Source organism: Mesorhizobium sp. 113-1-2 (assembly GCF_016756475.1).
In the GTDB taxonomy this organism is placed as follows: Bacteria; Pseudomonadota; Alphaproteobacteria; order Rhizobiales; family Rhizobiaceae; genus Mesorhizobium; species Mesorhizobium loti_C.
The window spans coordinates 5,025,406-5,047,419 of sequence record NZ_AP023242.1 but is presented as its reverse complement, the minus strand read 5'-3'; the positions used below and the strand labels follow the sequence as shown (position 1 = coordinate 5,047,419).

Annotated in this window: 24 protein-coding genes and 1 tRNA gene; 13 read left to right on the top strand and 12 right to left on the bottom strand. The window is 62.3% G+C overall.

Annotated elements, in window-relative coordinates:
- Positions 1-134 precede the first annotated feature (134 nt).
- Complete coding sequence (locus JN279_RS24510; protein WP_096445437.1) at positions 135-713, top strand: NUDIX domain-containing protein; 579 nt, start codon at positions 135-137, stop codon at positions 711-713.
- A gap of 27 nt (positions 714-740) precedes the next feature.
- Here the strand turns inward: JN279_RS24510 and JN279_RS24505 are convergent, their stop codons facing one another.
- On the bottom strand, positions 741-2,240 hold the full coding sequence (locus tag JN279_RS24505; RefSeq protein WP_096445439.1) for an HAL/PAL/TAL family ammonia-lyase: 1,500 nt from the start codon (positions 2,238-2,240) through the stop codon (positions 741-743).
- Positions 2,241-2,711: 471 nt separating this feature from the next.
- On the opposite strand from JN279_RS24505, the gene JN279_RS24500 reads away from it, so the two are divergent.
- Positions 2,712-3,023 carry a hypothetical protein gene (locus JN279_RS24500; protein WP_096445441.1) on the top strand — a complete coding sequence of 104 codons (312 nt, stop codon included), beginning with the start codon at positions 2,712-2,714 and terminating at the stop codon, positions 3,021-3,023.
- Positions 3,024-3,066: 43 nt separating this feature from the next.
- On the opposite strand, the gene JN279_RS24495 is transcribed toward JN279_RS24500, so the two are convergent.
- From JN279_RS24495 to JN279_RS24485, 3 genes are all read right to left on the bottom strand, one after another.
- Positions 3,067-3,360: a hypothetical protein gene (locus JN279_RS24495; protein WP_096445443.1), complete on the bottom strand. Its 294-nt coding sequence runs from the start codon at positions 3,358-3,360 to the stop codon at positions 3,067-3,069.
- Between the two features lie 166 nt (positions 3,361-3,526).
- Positions 3,527-3,612, bottom strand: a tRNA-Leu gene (locus tag JN279_RS24490).
- A gap of 280 nt (positions 3,613-3,892) precedes the next feature.
- Complete coding sequence (locus JN279_RS24485; RefSeq protein WP_096445445.1) at positions 3,893-4,561, bottom strand: outer membrane protein; 669 nt, start codon at positions 4,559-4,561, stop codon at positions 3,893-3,895.
- A 187-nt stretch (positions 4,562-4,748) separates the two neighbouring features.
- On the opposite strand from JN279_RS24485, the gene JN279_RS24480 reads away from it, so the two are divergent.
- The 3 genes from JN279_RS24480 (at position 4,749) to JN279_RS24470 (ending at position 7,693) form a co-directional block, all read left to right on the top strand.
- Complete coding sequence (locus tag JN279_RS24480; RefSeq protein ID WP_096445447.1) at positions 4,749-5,135, top strand: SecDF P1 head subdomain-containing protein; 387 nt, start codon at positions 4,749-4,751, stop codon at positions 5,133-5,135.
- Positions 5,136-5,216: 81 nt separating this feature from the next.
- Positions 5,217-7,034, top strand: coding sequence for an adenine deaminase (gene ade, locus JN279_RS24475; RefSeq protein WP_096445449.1), 1,818 nt, complete (start codon positions 5,217-5,219; stop codon positions 7,032-7,034).
- A 53-nt stretch (positions 7,035-7,087) separates the two neighbouring features.
- Positions 7,088-7,693: a TetR/AcrR family transcriptional regulator gene (locus tag JN279_RS24470; RefSeq protein ID WP_096445452.1), complete on the top strand. Its 606-nt coding sequence runs from the start codon at positions 7,088-7,090 to the stop codon at positions 7,691-7,693.
- Positions 7,694-7,846: 153 nt separating this feature from the next.
- Here the strand turns inward: JN279_RS24470 and JN279_RS24465 are convergent, their stop codons facing one another.
- The 4 genes from JN279_RS24465 to JN279_RS24450 form a co-directional block, all read right to left on the bottom strand.
- Positions 7,847-8,680 carry an SGNH/GDSL hydrolase family protein gene (locus tag JN279_RS24465; RefSeq protein WP_096445454.1) on the bottom strand — a complete coding sequence of 278 codons (834 nt, stop codon included), beginning with the start codon at positions 8,678-8,680 and terminating at the stop codon, positions 7,847-7,849.
- A 372-nt stretch (positions 8,681-9,052) separates the two neighbouring features.
- Positions 9,053-10,216 (bottom strand): alpha/beta hydrolase, encoded by a 1,164-nt coding sequence (locus tag JN279_RS24460; RefSeq protein ID WP_096445456.1) that lies wholly within the window; start codon positions 10,214-10,216, stop codon positions 9,053-9,055.
- A 141-nt stretch (positions 10,217-10,357) separates the two neighbouring features.
- A complete protein-coding gene (locus JN279_RS24455; protein WP_096445458.1) occupies positions 10,358-11,431 on the bottom strand; it encodes an alpha/beta hydrolase in 1,074 nt (357 codons plus the stop codon).
- A 100-nt stretch (positions 11,432-11,531) separates the two neighbouring features.
- Positions 11,532-12,935: an aminopeptidase P family N-terminal domain-containing protein gene (locus JN279_RS24450; protein WP_096445461.1), complete on the bottom strand. Its 1,404-nt coding sequence runs from the start codon at positions 12,933-12,935 to the stop codon at positions 11,532-11,534.
- Positions 12,936-13,128: 193 nt separating this feature from the next.
- On the opposite strand from JN279_RS24450, the gene ilvA reads away from it, so the two are divergent.
- Together ilvA and JN279_RS24440 are read left to right on the top strand one after the other, a co-directional pair.
- The gene (ilvA, locus tag JN279_RS24445; protein ID WP_096457244.1) at positions 13,129-14,385 is read left to right on the top strand and encodes a threonine ammonia-lyase IlvA; all 1,257 of its coding nucleotides are present in this window, start codon (positions 13,129-13,131) and stop codon (positions 14,383-14,385) included.
- Positions 14,382-14,936 (top strand): DUF1697 domain-containing protein, encoded by a 555-nt coding sequence (locus JN279_RS24440; RefSeq protein WP_096445463.1) that lies wholly within the window; start codon positions 14,382-14,384, stop codon positions 14,934-14,936. The genes ilvA and JN279_RS24440 overlap by 4 nt, the downstream gene beginning before the upstream one ends.
- Before the next feature lie 5 nt (positions 14,937-14,941).
- Here JN279_RS24440 and JN279_RS24435 read toward each other — a convergent pair whose 3' ends face one another.
- A complete protein-coding gene (locus tag JN279_RS24435; protein WP_096445465.1) occupies positions 14,942-15,238 on the bottom strand; it encodes a DUF2218 domain-containing protein in 297 nt (98 codons plus the stop codon).
- Between the two features lie 132 nt (positions 15,239-15,370).
- The gene (gloA, locus tag JN279_RS24430; protein WP_096445467.1) at positions 15,371-15,811 is read right to left on the bottom strand and encodes a lactoylglutathione lyase; all 441 of its coding nucleotides are present in this window, start codon (positions 15,809-15,811) and stop codon (positions 15,371-15,373) included.
- 217 nt (positions 15,812-16,028) lie between these two features.
- Here gloA and JN279_RS24425 point away from each other — a divergent pair, with 217 nt between their 5' ends.
- From JN279_RS24425 to JN279_RS24415, 3 genes are all read left to right on the top strand, one after another.
- Entirely contained in the window at positions 16,029-16,625 is a 597-nt protein-coding gene (locus tag JN279_RS24425; protein WP_032916789.1) for a cold-shock protein, read from the top strand.
- A gap of 129 nt (positions 16,626-16,754) precedes the next feature.
- Positions 16,755-17,318: a DUF192 domain-containing protein gene (locus tag JN279_RS24420; protein WP_096445470.1), complete on the top strand. Its 564-nt coding sequence runs from the start codon at positions 16,755-16,757 to the stop codon at positions 17,316-17,318.
- Positions 17,319-17,338: 20 nt separating this feature from the next.
- Positions 17,339-18,106: an alpha/beta fold hydrolase gene (locus JN279_RS24415; RefSeq protein ID WP_096445472.1), complete on the top strand. Its 768-nt coding sequence runs from the start codon at positions 17,339-17,341 to the stop codon at positions 18,104-18,106.
- A gap of 22 nt (positions 18,107-18,128) precedes the next feature.
- Here the strand turns inward: JN279_RS24415 and speB are convergent, their stop codons facing one another.
- Together speB and JN279_RS24405 are read right to left on the bottom strand one after the other, a co-directional pair.
- Positions 18,129-19,094: an agmatinase gene (gene speB, locus JN279_RS24410; RefSeq protein ID WP_096445475.1), complete on the bottom strand. Its 966-nt coding sequence runs from the start codon at positions 19,092-19,094 to the stop codon at positions 18,129-18,131.
- A 48-nt stretch (positions 19,095-19,142) separates the two neighbouring features.
- Positions 19,143-19,748 carry an HD domain-containing protein gene (locus tag JN279_RS24405; RefSeq protein WP_096445478.1) on the bottom strand — a complete coding sequence of 202 codons (606 nt, stop codon included), beginning with the start codon at positions 19,746-19,748 and terminating at the stop codon, positions 19,143-19,145.
- A 130-nt stretch (positions 19,749-19,878) separates the two neighbouring features.
- Between JN279_RS24405 and JN279_RS24400 the strand changes: the two genes are divergently transcribed.
- The 3 genes from JN279_RS24400 to JN279_RS24390 all read left to right on the top strand — a co-directional run bounded on the left by JN279_RS24400 (position 19,879) and on the right by JN279_RS24390 (position 22,000).
- Positions 19,879-20,523 (top strand): VOC family protein, encoded by a 645-nt coding sequence (locus tag JN279_RS24400; RefSeq protein WP_244734132.1) that lies wholly within the window; start codon positions 19,879-19,881, stop codon positions 20,521-20,523.
- A gap of 271 nt (positions 20,524-20,794) precedes the next feature.
- A complete protein-coding gene (cysE, locus tag JN279_RS24395) occupies positions 20,795-21,643 on the top strand; it encodes a serine O-acetyltransferase (RefSeq protein WP_096445482.1) in 849 nt (282 codons plus the stop codon).
- Between the two features lie 153 nt (positions 21,644-21,796).
- Positions 21,797-22,000 carry a DUF3126 family protein gene (locus JN279_RS24390; RefSeq protein ID WP_019857879.1) on the top strand — a complete coding sequence of 68 codons (204 nt, stop codon included), beginning with the start codon at positions 21,797-21,799 and terminating at the stop codon, positions 21,998-22,000.
- Positions 22,001-22,014 lie beyond the last annotated feature (14 nt).

Below are 22,014 nucleotides of genomic sequence, written 5' to 3'. Positions count from 1 at the left end.
GTTATCTAGGTGATGGATATCTTGCATACCACACACGAGAGAGTGAAACGCTTGCTGGACCAATCGCTGCCCCAATTGCGCCGGCGCCGGTTCGCGGCTACGCCTGCGCCCGGCGGCAAATATCGAGGTGCCCAATGGAAGATCGTATTCGTATCCGTTCGGAAGAGGTTCTTTCAGACGACTGGGCGGTGCTGAAAAAGACCGTGCTCGACTATCGCCGGCGCGACGGGCAGTGGGAGACGCAGATCCGCCAGACCTATGATCGGGGCGACGGCGCGGTGATCCTGCCCTACGACCCCCAGCGTTCGACGGTGCTCCTGGTGCGCCAGTTCCGCTATCCTGCCTACGTCACGGGCCACCGCGAACCGCTGATCGAGGCTTGTGCCGGGCTGCTCGACGAAAACGATCCCGAGACCGCCATCCGCAAGGAAGCCGAGGAAGAACTCGGCTACCGGTTGAAGGATATTGAGCGGCTGTTTTCGCCTTACATGAGCCCGGGCAGCGTCACCGAGCGGCTGTGGTTCTTCGTTGCCCGCTATTCGCCCGCCGACCGCATCTCGGCCGGCGGCGGCGCGCCGGAAGAGGGCGAGGACATCGAGGTCCTGGAAATGCCGCTCGACGAAGCGCTGGCCGGCATCGCCGCCGGCCGCATCGTCGATGCGAAGACCATCATTTTGATCCAGCATCTGAAATTGCACCCGATGAAGGCCTAATCTCTCGAGGCTCGCCGGGCATTTGCCTTACGGCTGCGGACAGGCCGGCACGTCCATTTCGCGGATGAAGTTGCGCAAGGCCTCCATGTCTCGGGACAGAGGCCGATCATCGGAATAGTGCGCGATTTTCTCCCGCACCCTTTGGTAGATGGCATCGGTACCGGGCGCGCGTGCACCTCGCGCAGCCAGAAAATCATGGGCCTGCGCGGCTGCCATGAGTTCGATCGCCAGAATGTATTCGGCGTTGTCGATAACCGCCAGCAGCTTGTTGGCGGCGACGGTTGGATGAGCCAGAAAATCCTCTTGCAGGCCGGATGTGACGCCGCCGTCGGTCGCCGCCGGCGCGGCCAAACGCCGATTGACGTTACTGAGCGATGTGGCTGTGTATTGGGCGATCATGAAGCCGGAATTGGCGCCGTCCTCATCGGCAAGGAAGGCCGGCAAATTGTTGACAAGTGGATTGACGAGACGATCGATCCGACGCTCGCTCATTCCAGCCACCTGCGCCAAAGCGATGGTCAGGCCGTCGGCGGCCTGACCGAGGGCGGGCGCTACCGCATGCGCCTCTGAAACAACCTGAGGATCGTTCAAGGACCCGAATACCGCCGGATTGTCGGTGACGGCAGCCAATTCGCGGTCGACCAGCTCGGCGGACCGGTCCAGCACCTCCCGGGCGGCGCCATGAACATGCGGCACGGCTCGAAGACTGAGTGCGTCCTGCGTGCGGCTGCCGTGGGCGAGCGCAATAAGTTCGCTGCCATGAAGCCAGCCACGCAGCGATTTGCCCACCTCCTGAATGCCGGGTGAGGGCCTCATCGCCAGGATTTGTTCGCCAAAGGCCGGCATTTGCGCGCCGGCGGCTTCAAGAGTCAAAGCCGCCGCGGCGTCAGCCCATCCCAGCAAACGCTCCGCGCGCAGCACGGCGATGCTTGTCAGTCCGGTTGCGCAGGCTGTGCCATTGACGAGGCTCAAGCCTTCCTTGGCGCCAAGCTCCAAGGGCTCCAGACCCATTTCAGCCAGGGCCTCGAGCCCGCTCATCGAGCGGCCTGCCACGGTTGCGCTGCCTTCGCCGATCAGGACCAGTGCTACATGCGCGTTGTGTGTCAAATACCCGGCCGATCCCCGGGACGGCACATCGGGAACGCAATCGCGCTCGATAAAGGTGAGCAAATTACGAACGATCGCAGGGCTGACGCCCGAATGGCCATGCGCGAAATTCGCCACTTGAGCGGCAATGATGGCGCGCACGCCGCGTCTCGGCACGAGGTCACCGACGCCGCACGCGTGACTGCGAATGATATTGCGCGACAGTTTCTTTTGCAGGGCAGGCGCCACGACCTTGCTTGCCAAGGCGCCGACCCCGGTGTTGACGCCATAGGCGCGAATGCCTTTTTCGACGATCGCCGCCACGATCTGATGCGCAAAAGCGATCTTCTCCCACGCCGCCTGGCTAAGCGCCAAGGGCTCGCCTTCGCTTACGCGCGCTATATCGCGCCAGCTGGCGTTTCTATCTATCGTTATTGTCATTGCCCGTTCCGAAATAGCTTTGCGAATGCGCGGGCGCTGTTGGCTCGCCCGAAAGGCGGCGTGAGACCCTGCTTCGGCTCCTTACCGCACAATCGCGGGCATAATGGCGATGGAATTGCCGACTGATGCGACTGCAGCGACGTCCTCGGCAATAAAAGACATGCCGCCTGCGATCCGACGCTGGAAATCCGGCGCCCCGTTTGAAGTTACTTTCGAGGGTGATCTCGAAGACCTATGGGACTGGCAGCCCACGGCATATGCGGCTATCCCGTGCGGGCAGTTTGACGGAGAGACCTGGCGCCGAGGGTCGCTACGATCCCATGGAGGCCAAAGACGCTTCTGTATATTAGCAATAAACAATATATTAATAGCTATAATGCAGCCTTGGCACAGGGACGGAAATACCGCCCATCGACGTTCCGACAAGCGCCCTGGAGCGCCGGAACGTTTGACCAATGCGGAGCAAAACGCATGAGTGTCGGAGCCGCTCTCGAGCAATTGCTGCGGCTGATTTATCGCCGAGCCATGAAATTGGCGATGCTGCCGGAGGATGAAAGGGATTCCCACTACGATCACATCCGCCTGTCATGTTGCGCGGCCGCCGAGCACATCGGGCAAGATCCCGACAGGGCAGCCATCACGGCAAACGATATGGTCGAGTTTATTCGCGCGCTGGTCGGAATCATTGAGATGGGCTCTGCACCAGACCATGAGCCAGGTGCCGATCAGCGGCCGCCGGTACCACATTTAGGCGGCCAAGGGACTGGGACGACGCGCATCTAGCAGACAGGGAAGAACGCCACCGTTGGCAGTGGCAACGAGGCGGCTATCGCTGGCGCTGTACGATGTAGCTGCTGGTGCTGGCATCGGCGCCGAGGCCGCGAGTAACCAAAACCGTTGTGTAACCGATCGGCAGGGAGCCCGTGTTGGTCGCATCGACCGGACGGCATCGCCCGATGGTTTCGCCGTTTGGGGAGCTTGCGAGCTTGTCTTTCAGCGAAGCCATGCACAGATCGAGCGACGCGTAGATTGCGGGCTCCATCTCGACGGGTTTGCAGACGGAGGCCTCGCCAGGGGTGCACGAGAGCAAAACCATCATCGCCGCGGTTGCCGGATCCATTCTGAAATCTCCGTCGTTTCGACGGACCTCAACGTGGAAATGCCGCCTTTGTTTCGCTTCCGCTAAGAAATCAATTCGGATGGCCGTTTGCGGGACGGCTATCCAGCCAGGCTTCTGCAAGGTGGTGGCCAGCGCCAGTCAGCCAAACTCTGCTTTGATTTCAATCTGGTGCGGACGACGGGAATCGAACCCGTACGATCAGAGATCGAGGGATTTTAAGTCCCTTGCGTCTACCAATTCCGCCACGTCCGCAGATCAGCCCTTTTCAGATGCCTGACACAGCCCGTCAAGTCGTGTTCTTGAGCTATCCGAACGCACCCCAGAGGACGGCACTTGGCGATACTGGCGTGATCGCGGAATTCAGTGCGCCGCGCGCAATGCGTAGGGTGTTTGCACGGCGGACTTGATCCGCCGAGGCCGGCGTCTACCAGGCCCAACCCATTCCCCCGCCCACTGGGGGCGCCGGCCGCCCCTCTCATCGAAATTGTTGGTCACGTCACATCAGTCGCTCGCCGATCGCTGTCGGTGGCGCTCAGAACTTGTAGCTGAGATTGATGCCGACGGTGTTCAGCTTCGCATCCTGGTCGCGGCCGACGAAATCGGTGGACCCGTCATAGTGCTCGGAGCCGAAATCGTAATAGCGATACTGCGCGCCGACGACGAACTTGTCGGTCAGCGCATAGTCGACGCCGGCGCCCACCGTCCAGCCGACATTCGTTCGTGTCTCGGAGAAGGCGGAACCCGCCGATTGCGAGGTCTCGATACCGGCGAAGGCGACGCCGCCCATGCCGTAGACCAGCACACGATCCATCGCATATCCGGCCTTGGCATTGATAGACCCGAACCATTTGATGTCGGTGCCAACGACATTTCCGGGCCCGCCGAGTTCCGCCGTGCCGCTGATCGAGGAATAGTTGAGGTCGGCCTCTGCGCCGATCACCGCCTGGTCGAACTGCCACAGCCCCGCCACGTGCCCGCCGACGAAACCGCCGTCTATGTCGGGCGAGACGGAAAACGGTTCGCCTTCCGTTCCTGAGATGTCGGACTGGCCCCAGCCATATCCTGCCTGCAGGCCGGCATAGTATCCTGTCCAGTCGAAGCCGGGCGCGGTCATCGGAACATCGACCGTCGGGTCGGCTGCCAAAGCCGGCACGGACAGGACGGCAAGAAGACCGGCACTTGCGACCACAAGCCGATACATCGAACTCCCCGAGCGAAGAGTCGGAAAATCTTGGGAGCCAAGGTAGACCGTTTTGCGACGAAACGGAAACCTGTTTCTGGCTGCGGCCGTGCGCCGCTCGCCGAACGGCGGCCTGCAAGGCGACGACAGCTGACATTGCCGGGCTCATGCCAGCGTGCAAGATGAGCGTCTTGCAGGGAAAATCGTGATGAACAGCCCGGCTCGTCTCATCGCTGCAATAGCCGTCATGCTGCTCGCCTGCGGCCTCGCCATGGCCGAGCCATTGACGCTCGCCATCGCCAAGGCCGCGGTTGTTTCCGATCAAGCGTCCGGGCAGATGGTGCTCAGCCTCAAGATGACAGCGGACAGCGCAAAGGCGTTCGCCGACTTCACCAAGGCGAATGTCGGCAAGGTGGTCGATCTCAGCGTCGAAGGTGCCGTGGTGGCCTCGCCGCGCCTGGTTGAGCCCATTCTCGGCGGCGAGGTGATGCTCAACGGCGCCTTCGCCCCAGGCGAACTTCGGCACTTTGCGGAACGGATTTCAGCCGGCGGTGCGAAAGTCACGGTCGAGGTCAAGGCTGAACAGCCTTCGTGACGGCTGGCTAGGCCTCACCGTTGTTTGGCGCTGGTCAAAACCAGGCAGGCTTGGCACAGTCGCGCAAACAGGAGTCTCTTCATGGCAAAGAAGCCGGCGGCGCATGCGACGAAACCAAAACCCTGGACCGAGATGGCGACGCATCTGGTCGACGTCGCCATGGGCCGCAAGCCAGCCGATCTCGTCATCCGCAACGGCCGCTGGGTGAACGTTCACTCCGGCGAGATCATCGCCGGCACCGATATCGCCATTGCCGGCGGCCGCTTCGCCTATTGCGGACCGAATGCCAGTCACGCCATCGGCCAGGGCACCAAGGTGGTCGACGCCGGCGGGCGCTACCTGGTGCCCGGCCTCTGCGACGCGCATATGCATGTCGAGAGCGGCATGGTGACGGTGACCGAATTCTGCCGCGCCGTCATTCCGCACGGCACCACGTCGATGTTCATCGATCCGCACGAGATCGCCAATGTGCTGGGCCTGCCGGGCGTGCGGCTGATGCATGACGAGGCGGTCGCGATGCCCATCAATGTGCATGTGCAGATGCCGTCCTGCGTGCCTTCGGCGCCCGGGCTGGAGCACGCGGGCGCCGAACTGACGGTTGCCGATGTCGAGGAAGCGATGACATGGGAAAACATCATCGGGCTCGGCGAAGTCATGAATTTCCCGGGCGTCGCCGCCAACGATCCGGTGATGTCGGGCGAGATCGCGGCGACGGTTCGTGCCGGTAAGACGGTTGGCGGGCACTATGCCTCGCGCGATCTTGGCCTGCCGTTCCACGGCTATGTTGCCGGTGGACCCGAGGACGACCATGAAGGCACACGCGCCGAGGACGCCATCGCCCGCGTGCGCCAGGGCATGAAGGCGATGCTGCGGCTGGGCTCGGCCTGGTACGATGTCGCCTCGCAGATCAAGGCGGTGACCGAGGGCGGCATCGATCCGCGCAACTTCATCCTGTGCACCGACGACAGCCATTCCGGCACGCTTGTGCATGAAGGCCACATGGACCGGGTGGTGCGCCATGCTATCCAACAGGGGCTGAAGCCGGTAACCGCGATCCAGATGGCGACGATCAACACCGCCCAGCATTTTCGGCTGGAACGCGAGATCGGTTCGATCGCGCCGGGGCGGCTGGGCGACCTGCTGATTGTCTCCGACCTCGCCGCAATGACCATTGACGAGGTCTATGCGCGCGGCGTCAGGCTGGCCAAGGGCGGCAAGCTCGACATCGACATTCCGGCCTATGACTATCCAAAGACGGCGAAGAACACCGTCAAGCTAGGCAAGAAGCTCAGGGCTGGCGATTTCGACATCACGGCTCCCAAGGGCGCCAACGAAGTGCGGGTGCGCGTCATCGGCGTCATCGAGAACCAGGCGCCGACACGGGCGCTGGAGGCCGACCTTCCGGTCGAGGACGGGCTGGTCGCCATGGATCGCCGCAACGACGTCTGCCAGATCGCGCTGGTCGAGCGGCACCGGGGCACGGGCGGCGTCACCAACGCCTTCGTTTCCGGTTTCGGCTACATGGGCGATTGCGCCATGGCGTCGAGCGTGGCGCATGACGCCCACCACATCATCTGCGTCGGCACCAACAAGCAAGACATGGCGCTGGCGGTCAACCGCCTGGGCGAAGTCGGCGGTGGCGTCGTGCTGTTCTCCAAGGGCAAGGAACTGGCCCTAGTCGAAATGCCGATCGCCGGGCTGATGTCGGACGAGCGCGCCGAGATCGTCGCCGCCAAGGCCGAGAAACTGACCGAAGCGATGCGCAAGATGGGCTGTTCCCTGAACAACGCCTACATGCAGCACTCGCTGCTGGCGCTGGTGGTCATTCCGGAACTGAGAATTTCCGATGTCGGGCTGATCGACGTGACGACGTTCCAGAAAGTCGATCTGTTCGTCTAGGGTTATCGATATTCGGATGATGTCGGCCTGCGAACGACATACGGCGAGGCAGCATGACCACGGCCAAAGGAACCTTTACGCGGCGCGAGCCGAAGCAGCAACGCTCGCGGCAGACCGTGGACTGCGTGCTCGATGCGGTCCAACTTGTGGTGAAGCGTCATGGGACCCGGGCCATCACCACCAATCGTATCGCGGAGGCCGCCGGCGTCAGCGTTGGGTCGCTTTATCAGTACTTCGCCGACAAGCGCGCGATCTTCAGCGCCCTTCATGACCGGCACGTCGACGATGTACGGCAGGTCATCGGGCAGACGACGGCTGCCTACGCCTCGGCTCCGCTGCAGGAATTCACGGGCGAACTCGTCCGAGGTCTGGTGAACGTGCACGTGGATGCTGCGGAACTGCACGACATTGTTTCGTCCGCCGTTCCGGATGGCGCTCTTGGCTTCAGGAACGCGCTGCATCACACGTTTGGGCGCGTGCTGTCACGCGCCGACCAAAAGCGATACAGCCTCGACGAGACCGAGCGAATGCTTTTTGTCCTTCCGCGCATGGTGGAATCCCTCGTGCACGGGGCTGTCCATCAGGTGCGCACCCTCTCGCGCGATGTCGTTAGGAGCGAGGCGATCCGTACCGTACAGGTCTACGTGAATTCTTTTTAGGGCACTGCACCGAAACACTACTGAAACGACGCGGCGTTCTCGGCGGCCCAGTGAGCGAACGGGATTGGTTCCCGCCCAGACGCGCTCCAGAATCAACGAGGCGCTGGGTTACCCGAGAGCCGATGTTTCCCGTCGCGCCGATGATGAGATGTCTCACTGGAGCTTGCTCCAGCCACGGATCACCTCGAATGCCATTCGCTTCTGGCCCGCCGGAGTGAAATGGAGACCGTCGTCCATGAGCAGGGCGGAAGGAGGAGGACTCCCTAGCGTTGAGAAGGCGTCGATAACCGGCCCGTCGCCCTCGCCGACGATGTTGGCTACTCGTGCTAAGTCTTCGTTGCGGAACCGAACCCCGAACCTGGCCAGGCCCCGATGGGCCGCTACCTGCGCTTCATTGACCGCAGGCGGCGTAATCCAAACGCAGTTCGCCGTGGTCTCTTTGGAAATGCGCTCCCGCAGTTCGGCAATGTTGCGCGCGGTCTCCTCATGATGGACGAGCGTCTTCGTGGGGTGCAGGCCCTGAGTGCGGGCGTCATTCGTGCCGACGAGGAAAAGTATCCAGTCGGGCCGGGAATTGATGACACCTGCGATCCGCACGAGACCGTGCGTGGTCGTCTCGCCTGCGACCGCGCTGATGGTCAACGAAATCCCGTCGGGACTGCGGCGCCTCGCCAGCATTTCCCCAAGAACGACCGCCCATGATTGAGGATCGGACGTTAAGCTGTCGCCGAACGCCACTACCTTGGCTCCTTTCCGCAGGGGAAGACGATCGACCATCGATGCCACGGCTGGGTCGGCAAGCAACGCGACGGCTGCTTCCGAAGCCTCCTTTTGCATGCGGCCGAGTTCGGTCGCGTAGACCTCAACGGGTAGGCCGAGGAGCCCGGCATGAGCTTCCCGGTTTAGGCTGGCGCCTCCGGGGAGGGAGGCCAAGGTCCTCTCGGGCTGGATGACCTTCAAAAGCCAGCGCACTTGCTCGTCCGACATGGGTTTCATCTCGCAGTTGGATCTGTTTGCAGAACGCGAAAAGTAGTCGCACGTCGGGGACGTCGCTACTCGCGTTTGCTGATCATTAAATTATTGTAATTGCTTCGAAATCTTGCGAGCCCCTGAGCCCTCATCAGGTTCAAGGACCGTCTGAGAAGACGTTCGGCACCGAGAGTCGGCATCCTCGTTCGCGCCGAATTGAGGAAGGGGGTTACGCCCAAAGCCGCCATTCAAAACAAGCCGAAATTCCTGCAAAGCAAATACTCGCGGAGCGGCTCAATTGCTCGGAAGACAAAGCCGTCAGGATATTTCACGGGCGACTAAGTATGTTCTGTTCCGGTTCTCGGAAGCGGCCCTCGCACGCGTTGGCGCTCACCCGCCGGTGACGATGGTCAGCACCTTGAACGGCGTGGTGATGACGACCTCGGCGACCGAACCGACGGCCTTGCCGAGCCCCTGGCCAAGATTGTTGAGCTGCGCCGGATCGGGTTCGTCCGAAGCCAGTCCGGCAGGGGTGCGCAGGCGGTCGCCGAGCAGCTGCACCAGGATCGGATTGTCGGCGAATTTCGCGTGGTTGAGGCCACCGTCGCCGCCCTTGGCCTTGGTCAGGTCGACCACGGACACGCCGTAGCTGGCGAGATCGGCCGCATTGCCATAGTCGCCGACACGCGGCTTGTCGCCGGAGATAAGTGAAGACAATTTTAGGGCTCGGTCATCGCCTGAAAGCAGCACGGCAAACGGCTTGTCCGGCTTGCCGTAACGCATCATCTGCTTCTTGAACACGTCGACATCGATGTCGGGCGAAGCCAGGACGACATAGCCGAGCTTGCCGCCGAGATCGCGGTCGCCGGTGATGGCGAGCTGGCGCAGCGCCTCCATGGTCAGCCAGGTTCCCATCGAATGGGCGATGATGTCGATGCTCTTGACCCGCGTCTTGGCGAGCATTCTGAGCGTCGCCTCGAGATCGTCGCGGGCGGCGTTGGCACTGTCCTTGTCGTAGATATAGCCCGTCGTCTTGGCGCTCGACGCCCAGGAAAACAGCACTGGTGTGCCCGGATATTTCGTGTCGTGGGCGATCTGCGTCAGCCGGTAGATGCCGTCGTCGAAGCCATTGTTGAAGCCATGCACGAAGACCAGCGCGCGGTCGCCGCGCATGGCGATGTCGGCGCCGACAGCCTTGGCGAATTGCGAGGCGTCGCCATAGTGGACGACATTGGTGGCGGTGAATTGCTTGGCCGGATTCGAGTTGGCCGGACCCTTGGCCCGCTCGATGGCGCCGACCTGGTGGACCTTCGGCACGGTGACGTCGACACGGGCGTAGCTGGTGGTCAACGAGCGATCGCCGTCAAATACCTGACGCGGATCCTTGGTCGCCAGCTGGCGGGTGGTGGCGACGAAAATTTCGTGCGTGGCCGCGATGTCGGAAGCCGGTACTGAGACCGTCGTCTTGTTGAGCAGATCATGCGTACTCTGGCCGGCGCAGCCAGCAACAGCGAGCGCCAACGCGACGACGAAACTCTTCAAACGCACGGTCACGCGTCGGCTCCCGTAAAGGGGGACGTCAAAGCATGACGTCACCAGTCATTCCGATAAGGCCAGAGACGGGCTCGGTCCAGTTCAAAGTGGGCCAAGGCCTCCGCAAGGCTTGATTGACATGGCAAACCCGCGGCGCTGCACTTACTGTCCGAGCAGGCTGATGCGGTCGGTCACGTCCCGGTCGCTGGCAAAGCCGTCATCCTCGCGCAGCCGCTGGCCGATCATCTTAACCAAGGCCGGATTGTCGGCGAATTTTGTGTGATTGAAGCTGTCGCTGCCTTTGACCTTGGAGAGATCGACCACCGTCACGCCATAGGAGGCAAGATCGGCGGCGTCCTTGTAATCGCCGACACGCGGCCGAGAGCCGGCGATCAGGCCGGAAAGCCTCAGCGCGCGGTCGTCGTCGGACAACAGCAGGATGAACGGTTTGTCGGGCTTGCCGTAGCGGCGCATCTGGCTCTTGAACACGTCGACATCGATGTCGGGCGAGGCCAGCACCACGTCGCCCAGCTTGCCGCCCAGATCACGGTCGCCGCTGATGGCCATCTGACGCAGCGTTTCCATGGTCACCCAGGTTCCCATCGAATGCGCGACAATATCGATGCGCCGCGCGCCGGACTGCTGCAGCATGCGCAAGGTCACCTCAAGCTGGTCGCGTGCGGCGCTGGCACTTTCCTTGTCATAGACATAGTCCGTGGTCTTGGCGCCCGATGCCCAGGAAAACAGCACCGGAGTGCCCGGATAGCCGGAATCGTGGACGATCTGGGTCAGGCGATAGACCGCATCGTCGAAGCCGGTGTTGTAGCCATGCACGAAGACCATGACGCGACCGCCGCGCGCCGCGATATCGGCGTTGAGCGCGCTGGAGAATTTCGGCTGCGTGTCGTAGCCGACAACCTCGGAAGCCATGAAATATTTGGCCGGATCATCCGACTTGCCGCGCGAACGCCGTTCGATCTGACCAGTCTGATGGATGCCAGGCACGGTGACGTTGACGCGCGCATAGTTCAGCGTGGCCGAGCGCTCGCCGTCGAATACCTTGTTGGGATCGTCGGATTTCTTGCGCGTCGTGGCGATGAAGATCGAATGATTGCCGGCGATTTCCGTCACCGGCACGGACATGACCGCGCTTCCGAGCAGTTCCTGGGTTTGCGGGCCGGCGCAGCCGGCAACGAGCAGGGCAAGGACAACCGTAAGTATCTTCTTCAAAGGCACGTCTGAAATTCCACTCCGGCCAAAAGGCCCAACCACCCCCGCGACACCTCCCGGACAGGGAGAGTGCGGCAGAACTAAGTCGTGTCCAGTCGAAATGTGGTCAGCGACTGATTACAGCCATCGCACTGTTGCGCGAAAGCCAAAATGGCGGAAGGAAAGCCGGAATGTTGGAGAAGGGCAGCACCTCCGGTTTGGGGCGGATGCCGAGCACATCCGCCATGAAGGCGCGGCGCGCTTCGATGCGGCTCCAGGCTTCGGGGTAGCGCGCCGCGATCTCCTCGCGCAGTGCCTCGTCGGCGAGCGCGATGCCGTCCTCGATGTTGGTGGTGAAATAGTTGCTGCCGGTCGCCGGGATGATGTCGACCTGCAACGCCATGCCGGATCGCAATTTGATGTCGGAGCCGGGAAACACCGGCGAATGCATCCATTCGTCGATATGGACGAGATGACCGGGATTGAGCGAGACACCAAAGAACGGGTCACCGATGCGGTCATGCACCGCTTTCCACAACGTGCCGCCCGTCGTGCCGATGCCGATCGCTTCGTACCAGTCGACAACCGCGGCGAAATAGGGCGCGACCAGCTTTTCGACATAGTCGCGGATGGCAGGAGGCAACTCTGAGGCATCCTCGGCCAGGAAGCCAGCGCGGGCGTTGAGCGCGCCCTGGATGCCATAGGCCATGGTGATCGGATCACCACGCTGGATGATGTCCAGGCGGGGGCTGGGCAAGCCATAGGCGGCACGCTTTCCCGCCGACAGCATCGGATGACAGCAATGCGGCAGGCCGTTCATGCCCATCAGCCGCGCCGCCTGCAGTTCGTTCATCCCGGGCTCGATGCCTTGCAGGACGTTGCGCAGCCCTTGCGAGGTTAAGGTCGCGGCAAACTCAAAGGCAGCCAACTGGTCTGCCTCGTTGATGGCGCGCAGGCCGTCGGTGGGGTTCATCAGCAGATTGGCGGCATTCACGACCGCGCCCTTGTCGCCGACAAGCGTGCGCAGCGTATCGGCAAGGAAGGACGGCAGGTCGAGCGTCATCTCATCGAACCCGGCATCGCCGGCGCCAAAAGGCTTCCAGCCGATGGCGCCGATCCTGTGGCCGGGCCTCAGGCCGCAACCGGCAAGGATGTCGGGCAGGGCGTCCGAGCGGTCGCGCGGCTGCGCCGGCAGCGAGAAGGTCTGGTAGAGCATGCGCTCATAGGGGCCATCGCAGATTTCGGCATAACCCCAGCCCTCATTGCCAACGAGAAGTCTTGGCTGCTTGCCGGGAACGATGACCAGCAACGTCTCCTCGAAGCGTGGATCGTAGCCTGAAAGATAGGCGACATTGGCGGCGTGTTCGCGGTCGCCATAGACGGCGAAGGCATCGAAGCCGGCCCTGGCGCCGCGCGCGATCAGCGCTTCGATGCGCGCCTCATAGGTCCTTCGCGCAACCAGCGGCATAACCGTCGGCTCGCCGAATTCCGGCAGCGACATGGATTTCAGGCCGACCGATGCGACAGGCATGAACAAACGCCCTCAAGTGCTTGCAAGGATTTTGCGAATGCCCTTTGCGAAGGGGCATGAAGGGTCGAACAATGGCGTTGCCGGCCCGGATATGCAATAGGCAGGATCGGCTGCGTCGGATCACGATAGACGCTTTGCGGCCAGGTTGATGACAGGGGTCCGCGAAAAACATGCGGCACAAGGTGGCTTTCCGATGACCAGTTTTTCCTCCCGCGTCGCTACCGCAGCCGCCGCGATCCGCCAGATCTTTCCGGAAACGCCGCTGCAGGAAAACGATTATCTGTCGAAGAAGACCGGCGCGCGGGTGCTGCTGAAGCGCGAGGATCTGAGCCCGGTACGCTCCTACAAGATCCGCGGCGCTTTCAACTTCTTCTGCAAAGCGCTTGCTGCCGGCAATCAGGCCGAACTGTTCGTCTGCGCGTCGGCCGGCAACCATGCGCAGGGCTTTGCCTTCGTCTGCCGTCACTTCGGCAAGAAGGGTGTGGTGTTCATGCCGGTGACGACGCCGCAGCAGAAGATCGACAAGACCAGGCTGTTCGGCGGTGAGTTCGTCGAGATCAGGCTGGTCGGCGACTTTTTCGACGACTGCTATCGCGCCGCCTTCGAATTCACCGAAAGCTCCGGCGCCCACATGGTGCCGCCCTTCGACCACAAGGACATCATCGAGGGGCAGGCGACGGTCGCCTATGAGATCGCGGACCAGATGCCGGGCGCGCGCATGCCCGACATCATCATGCTGCCGGTCGGCGGCGGCGGGCTCGCTGCCGGCGTGACGCACTATTTCGCCGATCAGGGCCGGGAGGCGCGTTTCGTTTTCTGCGAGCCGGCCGGCGCGCCGAGCCTGCATGACAGCCTCGCGGCCGGAAAACGCCTGAAGCTCGCCAAGGTCGACAACTTCGTCGATGGTGCTGCGGTCGCCGAGATCGGGCGCGAACCCTTGAGATACCTCAAGGAGTTCGCCGCTGACACCGTGCGGCTGATCCCGGAGAACCGACTCTGCGCGACCATGATCGAGATGCTCAACGTCGAAGGTGTCGTGCTCGAGCCGGCCGGCGCTTTGGCGATCGACGCGCTGAAGGATTTTTCCAGGAAGGAAATCCGCGGCAAGACCATTGTTGCCGTGGTTTCAGGTGGCAATTTCGATTTCGAGCGGCTGCCGGATGTCAAGGAGCGGGCGCTGCGCTACGAGGGCCTGAAGAAATACTTCATCATCCGCTTCCCGCAGCGGCCGGGCGCGCTGCGCGACTTCCTCGAAATGCTGGGTCCGGACGATGACATTGCGCGCTTTGAATATCTGAAGAAGTCGGCGCGCAATTTCGGCTCGGTGCTGATCGGCATCGAAACCAAGGACCGGCGCAATTTCGACCTGCTCAAGGCGAATTTCGAGGCCGAGGGCGTCCAGTATCAGGACATCACCGACAACGAGACATTGGCAGGGTTCATCATATGAGCGCAAAGGTCTTCATCGCCTTGTTTTCCGGCATCAATGTCGGCGGCAACCGCATCGTCAAGATGGCGGAGTTGCGGTCGTTCTTCGAGGACCTCGGCTTTTCCGATGTCGCCACCTATGTGCAGAGCGGCAATGTCGTGTTCAGGGCCGGCAAAGGCGACGCTGCTGCGCTGACCAAGCAGATCGAAGCGGCCTTCGAGAAGAAATGGGGTTTTCATTCGCGCATCATGGTGCGCGACCTCTCGTGGTTCGAACGGCTGGTGAGTGCAAATCCCTATCCGGAAGCGGCCGCAGACCACACCAAGCTCCACGCCTACGCGCTGGAGCGCGAGCCGACCGCCGACGAGGTGGCGCGGCTGGCCGAGAAATGCACCGGCCCCGAGCGCTTCGAAGTCAAGGGCGACGTGCTCTACCTCAGCGCGCCGGACGGGCTCGGCAAGTCAGTCTTTGCCAACGTCATTCCGCGCGTTCTGAAGGTGCCGGGCACTGCGCGCAACTGGCGCTCGGTGCTGGCGCTGCTGGAGATGGCCGGGCAGGCCGGTAAAAACTAGCCTGATCACGCCGCTGTGGCTGGCCTCCAGTCGAAGGTCAGTTCCTCGCGGAAGGCAAAGCGTTTGATGTGATCGGCGACAACACTTTCCAGGCGCTCGAGCGATCCCGCTTCATCGGTCGACACCGTTATGTGCAGCGCGCTCACGTCGGCGTCCATGACGGTGCGTCCCAGCGACGTCAGGTCGATGGTGCCGTGGGTCGGGTTGAACTCGACGGGGAATTTGTGCGCCCAGTGTTTGCACAGCTGCTGCAGGTATCGGCTGGCGTGCTCGGTGGCGACGTCGGCATAGCTGGAAGGCATGAATGACTTCTCCTGATCTGGGCGCTGGCCGGCAGGCCAGGCGTGATGACCGCTCAGATAGGTGGTGTGGTGCGAAACGGCAAAGGCGGCCGGCTTTTACCCCGGCCGCCTCGCTTCAAGATGGCGTGATGGCTACCAGCTTCCGGTATTCGGCATCGACGCCCAGGGTTCGGCCTTGGCTTTCGGCGGGCCCTTCTGCAGAAGCTCGATGGAGATGCCGTCGGGCGAGCGGATGAAGGCCATGTTGCCGTCGCGCGGCGGCCGGTTGATGGTGACGCCATTGTCCATCAGATGCTGGCAGGTGGCGTAGATGTCATCGACCTCATAGGCGAGGTGGCCGAAATTGCGCCCGCCCTTGTAATCTTCCGGATCCCAATTGTAGGTCAGTTCAACCAAAGGCGCCTTGTCGTTGATGCCGCTCTGCTCGTCTTCGGAGGCGGCAAGGAAGATCAGCGTGAAGCGGCCCTGCTCGTTTTCGTAGCGGCGGACCTCCTTCAGCCCGAGCTTGTTGCAGTAGAAGTCGAGCGAGGCATCGACATCGGCGACGCGGACCATTGTGTGCAGATAGCGCATGAGTTTTCCTCGATCTGTTGGGGTGCGGCGCAACATAGGATCGGCCCGGCGAAAGGGCAATCTCCCGCGGCCGGCGATGCCGGCAAAGAACAAATCCGGTATTCCCGCAATGAACCGTGAAAAAAGGCAGGGAAGGTCTTGCACACACCGGAAGCCGCGGTGTTAATCTGGTGTCAAGAATCAGTTGCGGTGTTCTTGCAAAAAAGGGGGCATTCTTATGGGGGAAAAGGCCTCTTTGACGGGGCGGGCCGGAACCCTTGGCGACGCCTTGACGCGCGACGAAGGCGGCGATGCCGCTGACCTGACCGAAATTGCCGGCGCCATCAAGTGGTTCGATGTGGCCAAGGGCTATGGGTTCATCCTTCCCGATGACGGTGTTTCGGGCGATATCCTCCTCCATGTGACATGTCTTCGGCGGGACGGCTTCCAGACAGCCTTGGAAGGCGCGCGCGTGGTCTGCCTTGTCAAGCAGGGCGATCGCGGGCTGCAGGCTTTCCGGGTGCTTTCCATGGATGTCACCACCGCTGTCCATCCAGCGGAAATGCAGGAGCAGCGCACCCATGTCGCGGTAACGCCGGAGAGCGGGCTCGAACGCGCCTTGGTCAAGTGGTTCAACCGCACAAAGGGCTTCGGCTTCCTGACGCGCGGCGAGGGCACCGAGGACATTTTCGTCCATATGGAAACCTTGCGCCGCTACGGCATCACCGAGCTTCGGCCGGGGCAGGTTGTGCTTGTCCGTTTCGGTCGCGGTGACAAAGGCCTTATGGCCGCCGAAATTCACCCCGATATGGGCACCTTGCCGGTTTCGCACTAGAACCGGCCCATCCCGATAAATCGGGGTGGTTCAGGCTCTAGCTCCTCTTTGTTTGACCATGATCTTGTCCGAAACCGGTTCCACTTTTCGGGATCATGGTCTAGGACGATTTCCGGTCGAGGATTTTGGATGGCTCACAGGAACTGGCTGACGGCGGGCGTGCTTTGCGCCATTGCTGCCTTGATCGTGGCCTCGGGCGCTTTCTTCTATTCTGAGCGTCCGACCTCGGCCGACAGCCGGGCGATGATTCTTCCGGTCGACCCGACGCCGCTGGTCGTTGTGACGAAAGATGGAAATCGCTCCTTTTCGATCGAAATCGCCGACACCGATACAGAGCGCGAAGCCGGCTTGATGTATCGCCAGGACATGGCGGACGATCACGGCATGCTGTTTGTCTTCGAAATACAGCAGCAGGTCAGTTTCTGGATGCAGAACACGCCGATGCCGCTTGACCTGATCTTTGTCGGCCAGGATGGCAAGATCCGGGCCATCAAGCATGGCGAGCCGCAATCCCAGGCCATCATCTCGCCCGGCGTACCCGTGCGCTTCGTGCTCGAGCTCAAGGCCGGCACCGCCGCCAAATACGGCATCGAATATGGCGACCTGTTGCGCCACCCGGCTGTCGGCACAATATCTGGCCCTGGCATACCACCGTCGGACAAGGGCGATTCCCCGAACGTCGATTCCAACTGAGCGCCGGGGATAGCCTTCCGATGCAGTTTTTTTCCCATGACGGGTTCGATCTTGCCTTCCTCGACCGCCAACCGGCCTCGGGCGAGGGCGATCCCGTGCTCATGATCCACGGCTTCGCTTCGAGCCACTATGTCAACTGGGTGTCACCCGGCTGGTTCAAGACGCTCAACGATGCCGGTTACCGCGCCATCGCCTTCGACAATCGCGGCCATGGCTCGTCATCGAAGAGCTATGACGAGGCCGATTATACGCCTGCAAAAATGGCCTCGGATGCCGCCGCCTTGCTCGATCATCTCGGCATCGAACGGGCTCATGTCATGGGCTATTCGATGGGAGCGCGCATCGCGGCGTTCCTGGCACTGTCCGATCCGGACAAGGTGGCGACGCTGGTCTTTGGCGGCCTCGGCATCGGCATGATCGACGGTGTAGGCGATTGGGATCCGATCGCCGCGGCCCTGCTTGCCGACGATCCGACGGCGACCACCCATCCGCGCGGCCGCTCTTTCCGCGCCTTCGCCGACCAGACCCGCAGCGACCGTCGGGCGCTTGCTGCCTGCATCGCCAAATCGCGGGAGTTGCTGAGCGAGGACTACATTGCCCGCATCGCTCAACCGACGCTGGTCGCTGTCGGCACCACGGACGATATTGGCGGTTCGCCCGACGAGCTCGCCGCCTTGATGCCGAACGCCAGGGCTTTTCACATCGAGGGCAGGGACCATATGCTGGCGGTCGGCGACAAGACCTTCAAGCAACGCGTGCTGGAGTTTTATGCTGAATATCCGCTCTGACCTGGCATGCTGACACGTAGGGTCAGCCTGGCGCTCTCGCTGCTTGAACGGACTTCGCCAGCACGCACAGCAATTCGAACATCATCGTGGCGCCCGCCAGCGCCGTCATGCCGGCGAGATCGAATGGCGGTGACACTTCCACGACATCGGCGCCGACAATGTTCAATCCGTCGAGCAGGCGGACCATTTCCTGCGCCTCGCGGGTGGTGAAGCCGCCGAGCTCGGGCGTGCCTGTTCCCGGCGCCATCGACGGGTCGATGCAGTCGATGTCGAAGGTCACATAGGTCGGGCCGGTTCCGGCAATGGCGCGCGCTTCCTCCATGACGCTGGCCGCGCCACGCCTGACGAACTCCTCCATGTAGATGATACGAATGCCCTGGGCGACTGCCCAGTCATGCTCGCCGGGCTCGTAGATCGAGCCGCGAATGCCGATCTGCACGACCCGTTTGGGGTCGAGCAGGCCTTCCTCGATCGCGCGGCGGAAGGGCGTGCCGTGCGTATAAGGGTTGTCGCCGAAATAGCGGTCATTGGTGTCGGAATGGGCATCGAAATGGATCATGCCGACCGGCCGATCCCTGGCGACGGCGCGCAGCACCGGCAGCGTCGTCAGATGGTCGCCGCCGGCGGCGAGCGGAATAGCGCCGGCCGCCACGATTGCCGCGATACCGTCCTCGATGCGCCTCAACCCGTCCATGAGATTGATCGGATTGACCGAGAGATCGCCGACATCGGCGACGTTGGCGATGCCGAACGGTTCGGTTCCCGAGACATGGTGGACGCGTCGCATCAGGCTCGACTGGTTGCGGATCTCGCGCGGGCCGTGCCGCGCGCCGGCGCGGTTGGTGGTGCCGCCATCCCACGGTATGCCGACCAGCGCGATGTCGAGGCCCTCGGCGCTCGCCACTGCCGGCAGCCGCATGAAGGTCGAGAGCCCGGCAAAACGGGGCACGGCCGAGGCGTCGACCGGCTGGAAGAATTTGCTGCTCATGATGTCGGCACCTCGGAAGAATTTGCTTTTGACGAAGCCTCGCGAAAATCACGAGGGCTTTTGCAGGGTTTCCAGCGACCGCGCCATGTTCAGCCTGGCCTGCTGCTCGAAACGCTGGCGGAATTCCTCCGTATGGAAGATGTGCGGGCGGGCCAGGAAATCTTTCAGCACGGCACCCCGTCCGGCACGCCACATCGGCTCCGCCACCCAGTCATATTCGCGGCGGACCGCGCGTTCATAGGCATCGAACGCATCCGGCGCGGCACCCAGGATCGACAGGTCCATGTCGAGGAACAGGCTGGCGTCGCGTATAGCCGTCGCGTCGTCGAACTGCGGTAGCTGGTGTGTGGCCGAGGCGAGGATCATTGCGCTGATGCGACCCAGGCGCCCGGCATCGGTGCGCTCCGCGAGCTTTGTCTCGGCAAGGGCGGCACTTCTGGCCTCATTGTCCTTGGCCTTGCTGTCGTAGATGGCATCGTGGAACCAGATCGCAGCTTCGACGGCTTCGGGATCGCCCAGCAGCGCCCGATAGTCGCCGGCCAGCGCCAGCATGGCCTGGATATGGGCGAGGTTGTGGTAGTGGCGATCCCCGGCGTTATAGAGCGCCGAAAGCTCGGTTTTCAGGGCCGCGTCGATCAAAGGCTGGTCTTTCATTTCTATCATCCGTCCAGTTAATCGATCTCAGCCCTTCGGAGTCAAAGACCCAATCACTGCGAACCTTGCATGGGCCGGGGCTCTGGGGAATGTTGCCAGTCCAGGAAATATCCAAGCCAGGGAGGCTGACATGGCCAATACTCTAAGCAGCGAGACTCCAAGACCGGGGACGATCGACATGAAGCTGGAGGCCGTCATCATTGCCGTTGCGGATGCCGATCGGTCCAAGCGTTTTTATGGCGGCCTCGGTTGGCGGCTCGACGCCGACTTCGTCGTCGGCGACGCGTTCAGGGTCGTGCAGTTCACGCCGCCCGGCTCGCCGTGCTCGATCCATTTCGGCAAGGGCCTGACATCAGCCGCGCCAGGCTCGGCGAAGGGGCTTTATCTCGTGGTGTCCGATATCGTGGCGGCGCATGCCGAACTCGTGGCGCGCGGCGTCGAGGCGAGCGAGGTGTTTCATCGCGCCGGGCCTGGGCAGCCGCCGATCAGCGGCCGGCATCCGGAAGGGCGCAGTTATTCATCCTATGTCACGTTCAGCGATCCGGATGGCAACAGCTTCATACTGCAGGAAATCACCCAGCGATTGCCTGGACGCGTGGATGCCAGCGAGACGATATTCACGTCGTCGGGCGAGCTTGCCGCGGCGCTGCGGCGTGCGGCGGCCGCACATGGCGAACACGAGAAACGGACGGGCGGACAGCACGATGTGAACTGGCCCGACTGGTATGCCGAATATATGGTGGCTGAACAGGCCGGCACGCCGCTGCCGACTTGAACGGCGTCCATTGCAGCGCGGCGTCATCGGCGCCGCGCTGACCTTGAGCCTGCCACCAGATCGCTCTACGCCTTCCCCGCAGCCAGGCACGGAAGGCCGCCTTTCGGGGGGGGCGGCGATCAAGGGTTCGTTTTCCATGGCTGCTTGAATTCCCGCGAACCAAATCCATTTGACAATGCACTAAGGAAAATTGAGTTCAATCGTGCTATGATCTGGCTTATATGTGCGGCCGGACAACAGCCAAGCCAGCAGGACGCAGGACGAGACGTCGATGAACAGCATCAGCATTTCCCGCCACAGCGCGTTGCAGCCGGTCGACCCGATCTGGCGTTCGATCCGTGACGAAGCGATGGACGCGGTCAACCGCGACCCCTTGCTCGCTGCCTTCCTCTATTCGACGATCCTCAACCAGGAGAGCCTGGAAGAGGCGGTCATCCACCGGATCGCCGAGCGGCTTGCCCATCAGGATATCGGCTCCGACCTCATCCGCCAGACCTTCAAATCGATGCTGGCCGACGACAAGGAATGGCCGACGACGGTGCGTGTCGACATCCAGGCCTATTACGACCGCGACCCGGCCTGCGACCGTTTCATCATGCCGGTGCTCTATTTCAAGGGCTTTCACGCCATCCAGACCCATCGGCTGGCGCATTGGCTGTGGAACCAGGGCCGCAAGGATTTCGCGCTCTACCTGCAGAGCCGCTCGTCCTCGGTCTTCCAGACCGACATCAACCCGGCCGCCCGCATCGGCAAGGGCATCTTCATCGACCACGCCACCGGCCTCGTCGTCGGCGAGACCGCGGTCATCGAGGACGATGTGTCGATCCTACATGGCGTAACGCTGGGCGGAACCGGCAAGGCCGGTGGCGACCGCCATCCCAAGATCCGCCGTGGCGTGCTGATCGGCGCCGGCGCCAAGATTCTCGGAAACATCGAGATCGGCCATTGCTCCAAGGTCGCCGCCGGATCGGTTGTGCTGTCGCCCGTGCCGCACAACAAGACGGTTGCCGGCGTGCCGGCTCGCGTCGTCGGCGAGACCGGTTGCGACCAGCCGTCGCGCCAGATGGACCAGCTCCTGCCTTCGCAGTCGATGGACCATGTGATCAGCTTCGATATCTGATTTCCGCCCAGGCGCGTTGCCTGGCGTCGTTGCAATTTTGCCCGGCGGCGCTGTCGCTTCCGGTGCAATACGGCCGGCTTGCCTTTACATCGCCATTGTCGACGTGCCAGAAGCGCCCTTCAAACCAGCAAGCCCGATGATCGGAGAAGACTGTTGAAGCCGGACGAAATCAGAAAGCTGGACGCCTATTTCAAGCGCGTCTTCCAGAACCCCAAGCTTGAGGTCAAGGCACGGCCGCGCAAGGAAGATTCGGCCGAAGTCTATGTCGGCGACGAATTCCTCGGCATCGTCTTCAAGGACGAGGACGACGGCGACTACAATTTCTCGATGGCGATCCTCGACATCGATCTGGGCTGAGCCCGCAATCCAAC

Bases quoted from the DNA above. Each gene is read 5' to 3' on its own strand.
- JN279_RS24510 (WP_096445437.1), top strand. From the start codon at position 135: ATGGAAGATCGTATTCGTATCCGTTCGGAAGAGGTTCTTTCAGACGAC.
- JN279_RS24505 (WP_096445439.1), bottom strand. From the start codon at position 2,240: ATGACAATAACGATAGATAGAAACGCCAGCTGGCGCGATATAGCGCGC.
- JN279_RS24500 (WP_096445441.1), top strand. From the start codon at position 2,712: ATGAGTGTCGGAGCCGCTCTCGAGCAATTGCTGCGGCTGATTTATCGC.
- JN279_RS24495 (WP_096445443.1), bottom strand. From the start codon at position 3,360: ATGGATCCGGCAACCGCGGCGATGATGGTTTTGCTCTCGTGCACCCCT.
- JN279_RS24485 (WP_096445445.1), bottom strand. From the start codon at position 4,561: ATGTATCGGCTTGTGGTCGCAAGTGCCGGTCTTCTTGCCGTCCTGTCC.
- JN279_RS24480 (WP_096445447.1), top strand. From the start codon at position 4,749: ATGAACAGCCCGGCTCGTCTCATCGCTGCAATAGCCGTCATGCTGCTC.
- ade (WP_096445449.1), top strand. From the start codon at position 5,217: ATGGCAAAGAAGCCGGCGGCGCATGCGACGAAACCAAAACCCTGGACC.
- JN279_RS24470 (WP_096445452.1), top strand. From the start codon at position 7,088: ATGACCACGGCCAAAGGAACCTTTACGCGGCGCGAGCCGAAGCAGCAA.
- JN279_RS24465 (WP_096445454.1), bottom strand. From the start codon at position 8,680: ATGTCGGACGAGCAAGTGCGCTGGCTTTTGAAGGTCATCCAGCCCGAG.
- JN279_RS24450 (WP_096445461.1), bottom strand. From the start codon at position 12,935: ATGCCTGTCGCATCGGTCGGCCTGAAATCCATGTCGCTGCCGGAATTC.
- ilvA (WP_096457244.1), top strand. From the start codon at position 13,129: ATGACCAGTTTTTCCTCCCGCGTCGCTACCGCAGCCGCCGCGATCCGC.
- JN279_RS24440 (WP_096445463.1), top strand. From the start codon at position 14,382: ATGAGCGCAAAGGTCTTCATCGCCTTGTTTTCCGGCATCAATGTCGGC.
- JN279_RS24435 (WP_096445465.1), bottom strand. From the start codon at position 15,238: ATGCCTTCCAGCTATGCCGACGTCGCCACCGAGCACGCCAGCCGATAC.
- gloA (WP_096445467.1), bottom strand. From the start codon at position 15,811: ATGCGCTATCTGCACACAATGGTCCGCGTCGCCGATGTCGATGCCTCG.
- JN279_RS24425 (WP_032916789.1), top strand. From the start codon at position 16,029: ATGGGGGAAAAGGCCTCTTTGACGGGGCGGGCCGGAACCCTTGGCGAC.
- JN279_RS24420 (WP_096445470.1), top strand. From the start codon at position 16,755: ATGGCTCACAGGAACTGGCTGACGGCGGGCGTGCTTTGCGCCATTGCT.
- JN279_RS24415 (WP_096445472.1), top strand. From the start codon at position 17,339: ATGCAGTTTTTTTCCCATGACGGGTTCGATCTTGCCTTCCTCGACCGC.
- speB (WP_096445475.1), bottom strand. From the start codon at position 19,094: ATGAGCAGCAAATTCTTCCAGCCGGTCGACGCCTCGGCCGTGCCCCGT.
- JN279_RS24405 (WP_096445478.1), bottom strand. From the start codon at position 19,748: ATGAAAGACCAGCCTTTGATCGACGCGGCCCTGAAAACCGAGCTTTCG.
- JN279_RS24400 (WP_244734132.1), top strand. From the start codon at position 19,879: ATGGCCAATACTCTAAGCAGCGAGACTCCAAGACCGGGGACGATCGAC.
- cysE (WP_096445482.1), top strand. From the start codon at position 20,795: ATGAACAGCATCAGCATTTCCCGCCACAGCGCGTTGCAGCCGGTCGAC.